This window comes from Arthrobacter zhangbolii (assembly GCF_022869865.1).
Taxonomy (GTDB): Bacteria; Actinomycetota; Actinomycetes; order Actinomycetales; family Micrococcaceae; genus Arthrobacter_B; species Arthrobacter_B zhangbolii.
Genome location: NZ_CP094984.1, coordinates 1,513,303 through 1,525,381, shown reverse-complemented (window position 1 = coordinate 1,525,381; position 12,079 = coordinate 1,513,303). Strand labels below are relative to the sequence as shown.

Below are 12,079 nucleotides of genomic sequence, written 5' to 3'. Positions count from 1 at the left end.
TGCGGCCGCATGGAAAACATCCACCCCCTACCACTGCAAGGATTCGACAACAGCATGGCCCGGCGCCAACCCGTCTCCAAGTCCGTACCCGGCGAAAAGATCGCCGAGAACATCATTGATATTGATGTCACCACCGAGATGGAAGGTTCCTTCCTCGAGTACGCCTATTCGGTGATCTATTCGCGTGCGCTGCCCGATGCACGTGACGGCCTCAAGCCCGTCCAGCGGCGCATCCTGTACATGATGTCGGACATGGGCCTGCGCCCGGACCGTGGCCATGTGAAGTCCGCGCGCGTGGTGGGCGAGGTCATGGGCAAGCTCCACCCGCACGGCGACACCGCCATTTATGACGCCATGGTGCGCATGGCGCAGGACTGGGCGCTGCGGCTCCCCCTCATCGACGGGCACGGCAACTTCGGCTCGCTCGACGACGGCCCGGCCGCCGCGCGGTACACCGAGGCCCGGCTGGCGGCTCCGGCCCTGACGCTGACGGATCACCTGGACGAAGACGTAGTGGACTTCGTGCCCAACTATGACAACCAGCTCCAGCAGCCCGAAGTCCTTCCGGCGGCGTTCCCGAACCTGCTCGTCAACGGCGCCACGGGTATTGCCGTGGGCATGGCCACGAACATGGCCCCGCACAACCTGGGCGAGGTCATTGCCGCCACCCAGCACCTCATTGCCAACCCGGACGCCGGGCTCGATGAGGTCATGCGCTTTATCCCCGGGCCCGATCTTCCTTCCGGCGGACGGATTGTCGGCCTGGACGGCATCCGGGATGCCTACGCCACCGGCCGCGGGTCGTTCAAGACACGGGCCAAGGTGGAAGTTGAACAGCTGACCGCCCGGCGCACCGGCCTGGTGGTCACCGAGCTGCCCTACATGGTGGGCCCGGAGAAGGTGATCGAAAAGATCAAGGATGCGGTCACGTCCAAGAAGCTGCAGGGCATCTCCGACATTGTGGACCTCACGGACCGTGCCCACGGACTCCGCCTGGTGATCGAGCTGAAGAACGGGTTCAACCCCAACGCCGTGCTGGCCCAGCTGTACAAGTTCACACCCATGGAGGATTCCTTCGGCATCAACAATGTGACCCTGGTGGACGGCCAGCCCCGGACCCTGGGCCTGGTGGAACTGCTGCAGGTCTACATTGCCCACCGGATCGGCGTGGTCCGGCGGCGCACCGCCTACCGGCTGGGCCGCAAGAAGGACCGCCTGCACCTGGTCGAGGGCCTGCTCATCGCGATCGTGGATATTGACGAGGTTATCCAGATCATCAGGTCCTCGGATGAAACCGCGCAGGCACGCGAACGGCTGATGGCCATCTATGACCTGACCGAGGTCCAGGCCAACCACATCCTGGAACTCCGCCTGCGCCAGCTGACCAAATACTCCCGGATCGAGCTGGAGATGGAGCAGGAGGAACTGCGCAGGGCCATCGAGGAACTCGAGGCCATCCTGAACTCCGAAGAGCGCCTGCGCGCCCTGGTTTCCGATGAGCTGGGCGAGGTTGCCGCCAAGTACGCCACCCCGCGGCGTACCGTGCTGCTGGAATCCGAAGCCGCGTCCCCGCTGAAGGGCGCTGCGGTTGCCGCTGCTGCCGGCACCACGGGCAAGGGCGCCAAGGCGGTGCTGCCGCTGGAGATTCCGGATGACCCGTGCTGGGCCATCCTGACCACCTCCGGCCAGGTGGCCCGCACCTCGGACCAGGAACCGCTGGTGGAGGGCGGCCAGCGTGTGCGCCACGATGTCTTCCGCTCCGTGGTGAAGACCACCGCCCGCGGCGAGATCGGTGCGCTGACCTCCTCGGGCCGAATGGTCCGGATCCAGGTACTGGACCTGCCCGCGCTGCCGTCCACGGCCGGCCTGCCCAACCTGGCCGGCGGCGTGCCGGTGAAGGAATTCATGACCCTGGGCAAGGGCGAAAGCCTGATCGGCCTGGTACCGCTGAACGAGGTGGTGGCACTGGGAACCCGTAACGGCGTGGTGAAGCGGGTTAATCCCGATTATCCGCTCAACCGTGATGACTGGGAGGCCATTACGCTCAAGCCCAAGGACGAAGTGGTGGGAGCGGCGGTTGCCGCCAACGAAAATGACGAGCTGGTCTTCGTGACCCGTTCGGCCCAGCTGCTGCATTTCCCGGCTTCGGCGGTCCGCCCGCAGGGCCGGACGGCCGGCGGCGTGGCCGGCATCAAGCTTGCCGCCGATGATGCCGTGGTGTTCTTCGGCGTGGTGGCCGGCGAGGATCCCGACGCCGTCGTCGTTACCGTTTCCACCGCAGCTGAAACCCTGCCGGGAACACCCGGCGGATCGGTGAAGGTTACCCCGTTTGCGGAGTACCCCGCCAAGGGCAGGGCTACCGCCGGGGTCCGGGCGCACCGCTTCCTGAAGGGCGAAGACAGCCTCGCCGTGGCGTGGGCCGGGCACGGACCGGCCAAGGCGGCCGCCGCCAACGGCGTGGCCCGTGCGCTTCCCACCGAACATGGGCGCCGGGACGGTTCCGGTGTTCCGCTGGCCAATGCCGTGGACGCGGTGGGCCCCAGCCAGGGCGGGGCTGAAGGCTAAGCCCGGAAAGCGAAACGGCAGGCAGGCTCAGTGAGCCTGCCTGCCGTTCTTTGTGCCCGGCTGTACTGCGTGCCCGGCTGTACTGCGTCCGTCTTATTTGCCGAAGCTGCGCAGCCGAAGCGAGTTGGCAACCACCAGTACCGAACTTGCCGCCATGGCCGCGCCGGCAATCATGGGGTTCAGCAGCCCGAAGGCAGCTACCGGGATGCCCACCGCGTTGTAGAAGAAGGCCCAGAACAGGTTGGTCCTGATGGTCCGCAGCGTGCGGCGGGAGAGCTCAATGGCCGTCGCCACCTGGCCCAGGTCGCTGCCCATCACGGTCAGGTCCGCCGCTTCCATGGCTACGTCGGTACCCGAGCCCATGGCGATCCCGAGGTCGGCCTGGGCCAGGGCCGCGGCGTCGTTGACGCCGTCTCCGGCCATGGCCACGGTCCGGCCCTGTTCCTGGAAGCGCCGCACAGCGTCCACTTTGCCCTGCGGCCGGACGTCGGCCAGGACATCTTCGGCGGGAATGCCCACCTGTTCCGCCACATGGGCGGCCACTACGGCATTGTCGCCGGTGAGCAGCACCGGACGCAGGCCCAGGCTGCGGAACCGGGCAATGGCGGCAGCCGAGCCGTCCTTGACGGTGTCCTGCAGGCTGATGATCCCGGCTGCCCTGCCGTCCACTGCGACCAGTACCGCGGTGGACCCGGCCTCCTGTTCCCCGCGCAGCGCCGCATAGGCGGCATCGTCGAGGTCAATGCCGTTTTCATCCAGCCAGGCGGGCCGGCCCGCCACAATCCGGCGGCCGTCCACGCTGCCCCGCACTCCCCCTCCGGGTGCTGAGTCGAAGTCGGTGACCGGCGTCGTCCCCGGACCGGAGGATGCCGCTGCGGCGATGGCTCGGGCAATCGGGTGTTCGCCGGCGGCTTCCACGGAGCCCGCCAGGCGCAGGAGTCCGGCGTCGGTCAGCCCCTCCGGGGCGGTGTCCAAAAGGCTCAGCCGGGCCACGGACAGGGCACCGGTGGTGACGGTGCCGGTTTTATCCAGGACGATGGTGTCCACGGTGCGTGTATCTTCCAGGACCTGCGGGCCCTTAATCAGGATGCCCAGCTGGGCACCCCGCCCGGTTCCGGTCAGCAGCCCCACGGGTGTGGCCAGGCCCAGGGCGCACGGGCAGGCAATCACCAGAACGGCCACGGCAGCTGTAAAGGCTGCCTGCAGATCACCGGTGAACACCAGCCACAGCACAAAGGTCAGGACGGCAATGCCCAGGACCACCGGCACAAACACCGCACTGATCCGGTCCGCGAGGCGGGCAATCGGTGCCTTGCCGGACTGGGCTTCGCTGACAAGCCGGCCCATCTGCGCCAGCGTCGTCTCGCTGCCCACGCGGGTGGCCCGGACCAGGAGCCGGCCCGAGGTGTTGATGGTGGCCCCGGTCACCTGGCTGTCCGCGTCCACTTCCACGGGCACCGATTCCCCGGTGATCAGAGAGGCGTCGACGGCCGAACGGCCTTCCACCACCACGCCGTCCGTGGGAATCTTCTCCCCCGGGCGGACCACAATCACGTCACCGACGGCGAGCTGGTCCGCCGGTACGCGGATTTCCTCGCCGTTGCGCAGCACGGCCGCGTCCCTGGCACCCAGGTTCAACAGGGCTTTCAGCGCATCCGAGGCCTTGGTCTTGGCGTTGGCCTCCAGGTAGCGTCCCAGCAGGAGGAAGGTGACCACAACGGCGGCCACCTCAAAGTACAGGTGCGGTTCGGAGCCCATGCCGGGATCCGCGGTCAGGCCGGGATTCGCGATCAGCTCCCCTACCGAAAACAGGAATGACGCTGCCACGCCAATGGAGACGAGTGTGTCCATTGTGGAGGCAAGGTGCCGGGCGTTGATCGCTGCGGCCCGGTGGAAGGGCCAGGCGGACCAGGTCACCACGGGCAGGGCCAGCAAAGCAGTCACCCAGCCCCAGTGCGGGAACCCGAGCGCGGGCACCATGGAAATCAGCAGTACGGGAACGCTGAGTACGGCGGCCAGAATGAGCCGGGGGCGCAGCGAGGCGGCCGTTCCGCCGTGGGCCATGTGGTCCGCGTGGTCTCCGCTGTTGTCAGCGGTATTGCCCGCGGCATCGTGAACATCCGGGGCTGCTTCGCTGCCGCCTTGCCCGGCTGTGGTGTGCGCGTGCTGATGGGCGGCCGACGCACCGCCGGGCCGCACCGGGAGCGCCTTGAGCCGGGCGGTATACCCGGCTGCGTTGACCGCGTCGAGGATCTGCTGGTCGGTTACCGTTTCCGGGACCGTCACCCGCGCGCTCTCCAGCGGCAGGTTGACCGACGCTTCAACACCCTCGATCTTCCCCAGCTTGCGTTCCACCCGTGCCACGCAGGACGCGCACGTCATGCCCTGGATATCCAGTTCCACTGCCCTGGTGTTGGAGTTCAGCAAATGCTGAGTGTCCATGATCCGTCCCTTCCTGGAAAATAAGCGCTCCTGCAACGGCAGGTGCGCAGGCCGCCCGCGTCCTTATCCGGCGACGGGCGCTCAGACTCCCGCGTCAACCACGGTGTAGCCCGCTTCGGCAACTGCTTCGCCGAACTCGGCCGGTGCAATGGCACGCTCCGAGGTGACGGTGGCTGTGGAGACGCCGCCGGCATTCAGGTCAACTTGCACGTCATCGACGCCGCTGATGGCTTTCAGTTCCTCGGTGACGGACGCCACGCAGTGGCCGCAGGTCATGCCGGAAATGTTCAGTGTGGTGGTTTCCATGTTTTGCTTCTTTCCGTGGATTCGATCGCTGATGGACTCTTGGGCGTCAGCGCAGAAGCCGGCCGATGGCGTCGGCTGCTTCCTGGACCTTTGCCTGGACGATTTCCGGGTTGCCGGTCCGCTCGGATTCCCGTGCGGCGCCGACAACGCAGTGTGACATGTGGTCCTGGACCAGCCCGAGGCTGACCGCGTGCAGGGCCTTATTGATGGCAGCCACCTGGGTGAGGATGTCGATGCAGTACTTATCCTCCTCAACCATGCGGGCGATGCCGCGGACCTGGCCTTCGATCCGGCGCAGCCGGCGCAGGTAGGCATCTTTGTCCGAGGTGTAGCCGTGGGCGCTGCCCACGGATCCTGCTTCCACGGATCCTGCGGCGGCGGGCCCGGTCACGGCAGCTTCGGCGAGGATGCTTGAGGTGTCGCCCATAATGATCTCCTTTTCGCAGGCCTGTTCCCCAACGTATACCCCCAAGGGGTATCAATTCAAGTACCCCCAGGGGGTATCCCCGAACCACTTGTCGGGGCGGTCCCGTAAGGTGGTGGGCGTGGCACACGGCGAACTTTCAACAGCAACCCAGGACTACCTGAAGGTCATCTGGACCGCGCAGGAATGGACGGATGAGCCGCTGACGGTGTCCGCGCTGTCCCTGCACATGGGGTTTTCGCCGTCGTCGGTCTCCGAGGCGGTCAAGAAACTGACCAAAAAGGGGCTGCTGACGCATGCCCGCTACGGCTCCATTGCCCTCACGGACGCCGGCGAAAAGGCGGCCGTCGCCATGGTGCGCCGGCACCGCCTCATCGAAACGTTTCTGGTGGATTATCTCGGCTACGGCTGGGATGAGGTGCACGACGAAGCCGAGCACCTTGAGCATGCGGTCTCGGACAAGATGGTGGATGCCCTGGCCGACCGCCTGGGCAACCCTGTTCGGGATCCGCACGGGGATCCCATCCCTGCCCGGGACGGCAGGTTCCCGGTCCTTGATGCACTGCGGCTGAGCCGCTGCGAGCCGGGAACCCACGGCACCGTGGCCCGCGTATCGGATAACGAACCGGAACTGCTCCGGTACATCGCCGGACTCGGACTGCATCTGGACACCGAACTCTCGGTGCTGAGCCGCCAGCCCTATGCGGGAACGCTCACTGTGGAAGCCGCTGGCCGGACACTGGATCTGGGCCTGCCCGCGGCGGAGGCCATTTGGATTCTGGCACCGGATGAGGCCGCCGGAAGCGCACCCGAAGCCTGACCCCCGCTAGAGGACGGTTTTGTCGAACACCACTTCGCGGTGCGTCGGCTGATATCCCAGGCTTTCGTATAGCCCCAGCGCCCCGGAGGGATTCTCGGTATCCACACCCAACCCGGCGTGCTCCATTCCGTCCTCCCGGAAGCGCCGCATGGCCTCGCGCAGCATCGCCGGCGCCAGTTTCCGTCCGCGCCAGTCCCGCCGCACGCCCAGGAGCATGGTGTACCCCTCGGTGTACCCGTGGATTTCCTTGCTTTCGGGGTCAAAACTGGCCAGCTGGTACGCCGCCACTTCGCCGGATCCGGCGTCCAGCACCGCGAAGCTCCACTGCGGACGGAACTCGGGGTGGCTGACGGTGAATCCCCAACGCTCCTTGTTGCGCGGTTCGCTGCCCCAATGATCCCGGAACGCCTCGTTGTGGGCGCGCCGGATGGCATCGGAGTTTTCCTCGCTGAAAGTAGCGAACTCCATGCCTTCGGGCAGCTCGGCGTCGGGAAGCCCGGCGTCCAGCGGACGGCTCATCTCGGTGAAGTACCGGACCACCTGTGCACCGGAGGACTCCAGGAGCGCCACCTGTGATGCGTTGGCTTCCTCGGCATAGGTCCGCAGCACACCGTGCTTCCGGTGCTCGGTCAGCAGGCGCTCCCGCAGCCGGGATTCCTGCCAGCGGACAATGGCCGCGCCGATGCCCCGGCGACGCCACTGCGGATCCACTCCCCCGAAACCGGACCCGATCTCGGAGCCGGGGTTGAGCGCGATCCGACCGTAGGCGCGCGCCGTCCCGTCCCTGTCCAGGCCGATGAGCGTATCCCGGGCCGGATCCCCGGATGTGGTTTCCAAGGCCTGCTCCAGGTCCCTGCGGTCCTCCACCCAGCCGGGCTTGTCAGCGTCGGCCATTCTGCGGATCAACGCATACCAGGCGTCCACATCCTCGACGTCGATGGAGCGCCAGCGGAGACCTGTCTCCGGGCCAGGGAACACGGGCGGGGTGGGAGTCTGCATCCATCCACCCTAGGACAGATGCACCGGCTCCGCATCCAGCGTGACCTCCCGTTCGCACCAGGCAGCGTCCGCGCGGTTGTGCGTGACCACCACCACCGCCTTGCCCCGCAGCCCGGACTTCAGATCAGCCATCAGCTGTTCCCCGGCCTCGGCGTCAAGGTGCGCGGTGGGCTCGTCCAGCAGCACGACGTCGGCGGAGGCAAGGAGCGCCCGTGCCACGGCGAGCCGCTGGCGCTGGCCTCCGGAGAGGAAATGCCCGCCGGCCCCGATGGGGGTATCCAGCCCGTCCGGCAGGGTCTCGAACAGCGGCCCCAGACCCACCGCCTGGAGAGCCCCGATCATTTCCGCCTCCGACGGAGCCAGCGTCCGGTCCCGGGCAAGGAGCAGATTCCCGCGCAGGGTCGAGTCGAACAGATGAGCCTCCTGCGGGCACCAGGCCATTCGCCGGGCCGCGGGCGGCATCGACTGCGCCGGCGTCCCATTGATCAGGTAGGACCCGCTTCGCGGTGTCAGGAACCCCAGCAGCACACCCAACAGGGTGGATTTGCCGCTGCCGGAGGGTCCGGTCACTGCTACCCACTCCCCGGCGGACACTGAGAGGCTGACACCGGACAGGACATCTGCGGCTGCATCCGGGTAGCGGTAGCGGATGTCCTTCAGCTGGAGCCTCGTCACCGTGCCGGGCTCCGCGGCCAACACATCCGCCGGGACGCCGTCGTCGACCTCGTCGGTGCCCAGATCCGGCAGGACCTTGTCGCCCAGCGTGCGCCAGGCGGCGAACTGCTGGATGGAACCGTTGACGGCAATAAACGGCTCGATCAGCGCCAGCTGCATCAGCACGACGACGGCGGCAACGGTCGCGGGGTGCTCCCGGGCGGCGCCAATCATGTACAGCGCGCTGAGGGAGCAGGCCAGGGCGGTCAGTGCGTTGGCCAGGCCCTGCGCCCAGGCGCTCCGGCGGACCGCCTGGCCAGCCGCGGCTTCCAGCCGTTGCTGACGGGCAAGGACCGGGGCGGTGCTGGAGTTGGCTTCCAGGTCCCGTGCCGCCGCAAGCAGCCGGGCCATCGCGGACATGGACCGGGCCTGCAGGTTCACCGTAGCGGCCCGCGCCGCCCGGTCAGCCAGCAGCGCGAGCAGCGGTGCCACTACCAGGCCCACCAGGCACAGGGCCGCCTGAACAGCCAGCCCCTCGGGAACCAGCAGCCAGGTTGCCAGGCATGCAGCAAGGGCGGTCAGGAAACCGGTCAGCGGGGCAAAAACCACCCGCGGCGCAATATCGCGCAGCTCATCAACATCACCCACCAGCCGTTCGAGGGCACCTGACCCGCGGGCAACACGGCGCCAGCCCTCCGGGCGCTGAAGCAGCCCGTTCCAGAGCCGGACGCGCAATTCATTGGTGGCCCGGAAAACCGCGTCATGCAGGCTCAGCCGCTCGAGATAACGGAGCAGAGCCCGGCCGATCCCAAAGAAGCGGACACCCACAATGGCGGTCAACAGGTACAGGATGGGCGGCTGCTCGCTGGCCCGGACAATCAGCCACCCGGACAGGGCAGTGAGGGTCACGGCGAATAGGGTTGCCCCGGTACCCAGCACCAGGGCCAGCAGGAACTGCCGGCTCCAGGGACGCAACACCAGCAGGTTCTTCCACAGCGGCTGGTGAACAGGCGCGCCCTCGGCAGCGGAGTCTGATGCGGAGTCTGCTGCGGAGCGCAGCCGGCCTACGGGGGCCGGAGCCTGGGGCGCGGCCTGGCCTGAGGGGACAGCAGACAGTGCGGGGTCTGCGTATTCGGGGTCTGCGTATCCGGGGGCAGGCCGCCGGGCGGCCGGACCGCCGGCAGCCGGAGAGACCGGGATGACCGTCTGCGCAATGGCGGCGGTTTCGGCGTCGTGAGCCACCAGCAGCACTGTCGCCTGTCCGCGCAGCCCCGCCAGGGCGGTACGGACAGCGGCTGCACTGCCGGCATCCAGGTGCGCCGTCGGCTCGTCCGCGAGCAGCACGTGCACACCGGGGCAGCCGTGGATCCTGGCGAGGGCGCGGGCCACCGCCACGCGCCGCTGTTCGCCCGGACTCAGATCCGCAGTGGCGGCATCGACCAGATGTGCGGCGCCAATCAGTTCCAGGGCGGAGAGCGCTGCGGCCCGGCCTGTCCAGTCGGGATCCGACGCGGTCCCCGGCACACCGGCATACAGCGCTATCTCCTCGGCGACGGTGTCTTCCACCAGTACCGGATGCTGCGGGATCCAGGCCAGCGATGGCCGGTCCACGCCGTGCACCGTGCCGGTAATGCGGGTGTCCCCACCGTCCCGGCGCAAGCCCGCCAGTACTTCCAGCACCGAGGTTTTGCCGGATCCGCTCGGACCGGTAAGCGCTGCAATGCTGCCTGCGGGCACGGTAAAGCTGAGAGAGTCCACGGCCGGGTGCGGCCGGCCGGCATAGCTGATGGACAGGTCGCGGACTTCGAACGGGCCCGGGGCCGTCTCCGCTCCGCCGATCAGCGGCCGGGCAGCCGGTGCCTTCAGCACGGCGTTGGTACGGTTCAGCGCTTCCAGTCCGTCTTCGCTGGAATGGTGCGCGGTACCCAGATCGCGCAGCGGCTGGTAGCACTCGGGAGCCAGGATCAGGGCCAGCAGGCCCACTTCCAGCGGCATGCCTCCGTGCACAAGCCGGACGCCGATGAACACGGCCACGAGCGCCACCGAAATGGTGGCAATGAGTTCCAGTGCCAGGGAGGACATAAAGGCCACCCGCAGGGTTGCCAGCGTGGTGGTGCGGTAACGGTCGGCGACGTCGCGCAGGGCGCGGGTCTGGGCCTTGGCCCGGCCCAGTCCCACCAGCACGGGCAGGCCCTTGGCCAGTTCCAGCATGTTGTCGGAGAGCCGGTTCAGGGCGTCCACTGCGGTGGCAGTCTTATCCTCCGTGTGCAGGCCGATGAGGATCATGAACACCGGGATGAGGGGGACGGTGAGCACAATGATGAGGGCGCTGACCCAGTCCGCGGACAGGATGCGGATGCCCACCAGCAGGGGCACGACGGCGCAGGTCACCAGGGCGGGCAGGTACTTGGAGTAGTAGTTGTCCAGCCCGTCGAGCCCCCGGGTGAGCAGCACGCTCAGTGCCCCGCTGCCCATTCCCGGTACGGAACCGCCGTCGGCCAGGACCCGGGCGGACAGCTGTCCGCGCAGTTCGTCCTTGACTCCGGCTGCCGCGCGCTGGGCCACGGTGTCCTGGCCCCAGACTGCGAGGGAGCGCAGGACGGCACCGGCGGCGCCCAGGACCAGCATGCGGTTCCAATCGGGTCCATCTGCGGCCAGGCCGGCAATTCCTCCCGCGACGGCGTCTGCCAGCAGTACCAGCCCCGCCGCTTTGAGCGCGGCGAGCAGTCCGAGGAGATACAGCGCCCGTTTGCTGGTGGCGCTGACCGGTAGAACCGGCTTCACTGGGCGTTAAACGAGTGGGGGGCGGGGATGGACTCGGCGGTGACGCGCTTCCGGAAGACCCAGTAGGTCCAGCCCTGGTAGAGCACTACAACCGGCAGGCCGAACAGGGCCACCCAGCTCATGACCTTCAGGGCGTACGGGGATGCCGAGGCGTTCTCCACCGTCAGGTTCCATGCGGCGTCCAGGGTGGAGGGCAGCACCACCGGGTACATGGACGCGAAGATGGTAACCGCGCCGGCCACCAGGAAGAGGGCCAGGCTGACGAAGGTTGCCCCGTCCTTGCCCCGGCGGGCAAAGATCCAGGCCAGGAGCGCACCCACCACGGCAACGACGAGGAGCGGCAGGGTTGCCACCTTGGCATTCATGAACTGGACAATGATGGCCCAGGCGGCCAGCGGGAGGATGCCCAGGGGCAGCCAGCGAAGCACTGCCCTGCGGGCGCGGTCGCGGATCTCGCCGTCGGTCTTCAGCATCAGGAAGGCGCAGGCATGTACGAGGCAGAACGCCACCACGGCGACGCCGCCGAGGACGGCATACGGCGTCAGCCAGGCGAAGGCCCCGCCTACGCGGTCACCGTTTTCATTCAGCGGCAGGCCGGTAGTGGTCAGGCCCAGGGCCGCGCCAACACCAAAGGCGGCAACGAGGGAGCCCAGTGCCAGGCCCCAGTCCCAGCGGTTCCGCCAGGAGTCGCTGTCATGCTTGCCGCGGTACTCGATGGATACCGCGCGGAAGATCAGTCCCATCAGCACCAGGACCAGCGGAATGTACAGCGCCGAAAACAGGGAGGCATACCACATGGGGAAGGCGGCAAAGGTCATGGCGCCAACGGTGATCAGCCATACCTCGTTGCCGTCCCACACGGGTCCGATGGTGTTGAGCAGGACCCGGCGCTCTTTCTCATTGCGGGCCATCAATTTCATGAGCATGCCCACGCCCAGGTCGAATCCCTCGAGGAAGAGGTATCCGATCCAAAGAAAGGCGATCACTATGAACCAGAACAACGGTAGCGACATTACTTCAGAGCTCCAGAAATGCCGGCAGCCGGCAGGGTCGGGGTGTTATCAGGCAGCGGCCCGCAGGCCGCT

At 67.5% G+C, this 12,079-nt stretch carries 8 protein-coding genes; 2 read left to right on the top strand and 6 right to left on the bottom strand.

From position 1 onward, the window contains the following. Positions 1 to 54: 54 nt before the first annotated feature. A complete protein-coding gene (locus MUK71_RS07015) occupies positions 55 to 2,565 on the top strand; it encodes a DNA gyrase/topoisomerase IV subunit A (RefSeq protein ID WP_227928009.1) in 2,511 nt (836 codons plus the stop codon). Positions 2,566 to 2,658: 93 nt separating this feature from the next. On the opposite strand, the gene MUK71_RS07010 is transcribed toward MUK71_RS07015, so the two are convergent. From MUK71_RS07010 to MUK71_RS07000, 3 genes are all read right to left on the bottom strand, one after another. Then, a complete protein-coding gene (locus MUK71_RS07010; protein ID WP_227928010.1) occupies positions 2,659 to 5,007 on the bottom strand; it encodes a heavy metal translocating P-type ATPase in 2,349 nt (782 codons plus the stop codon). Positions 5,008 to 5,088: 81 nt separating this feature from the next. Next, positions 5,089 to 5,313 (bottom strand): heavy-metal-associated domain-containing protein, encoded by a 225-nt coding sequence (locus MUK71_RS07005; protein ID WP_227902207.1) that lies wholly within the window; start codon positions 5,311 to 5,313, stop codon positions 5,089 to 5,091. Between the two features lie 46 nt (positions 5,314 to 5,359). Next, on the bottom strand, positions 5,360 to 5,740 hold the full coding sequence (locus MUK71_RS07000; protein WP_227928011.1) for a metal-sensitive transcriptional regulator: 381 nt from the start codon (positions 5,738 to 5,740) through the stop codon (positions 5,360 to 5,362). A 118-nt stretch (positions 5,741 to 5,858) separates the two neighbouring features. Between MUK71_RS07000 and MUK71_RS06995 the strand changes: the two genes are divergently transcribed. Beyond that, positions 5,859 to 6,557 (top strand): metal-dependent transcriptional regulator, encoded by a 699-nt coding sequence (locus MUK71_RS06995; protein WP_227902208.1) that lies wholly within the window; start codon positions 5,859 to 5,861, stop codon positions 6,555 to 6,557. 6 nt (positions 6,558 to 6,563) lie between these two features. Here MUK71_RS06995 and MUK71_RS06990 read toward each other — a convergent pair whose 3' ends face one another. From MUK71_RS06990 to cydB, 3 genes are read right to left on the bottom strand one after another with little or no spacing between them, the layout of a single operon-like run. After that, positions 6,564 to 7,556 (bottom strand): GNAT family N-acetyltransferase, encoded by a 993-nt coding sequence (locus MUK71_RS06990; protein ID WP_227902209.1) that lies wholly within the window; start codon positions 7,554 to 7,556, stop codon positions 6,564 to 6,566. A 9-nt stretch (positions 7,557 to 7,565) separates the two neighbouring features. After that, positions 7,566 to 10,994 (bottom strand): thiol reductant ABC exporter subunit CydD, encoded by a 3,429-nt coding sequence (gene cydD / locus MUK71_RS06985; protein WP_227928012.1) that lies wholly within the window; start codon positions 10,992 to 10,994, stop codon positions 7,566 to 7,568. Beyond that, positions 10,991 to 12,007 (bottom strand): cytochrome d ubiquinol oxidase subunit II, encoded by a 1,017-nt coding sequence (cydB, locus tag MUK71_RS06980; RefSeq protein WP_227902211.1) that lies wholly within the window; start codon positions 12,005 to 12,007, stop codon positions 10,991 to 10,993. The genes cydD and cydB overlap by 4 nt, the downstream gene beginning before the upstream one ends. Positions 12,008 to 12,079: the final 72 nt, after the last annotated feature.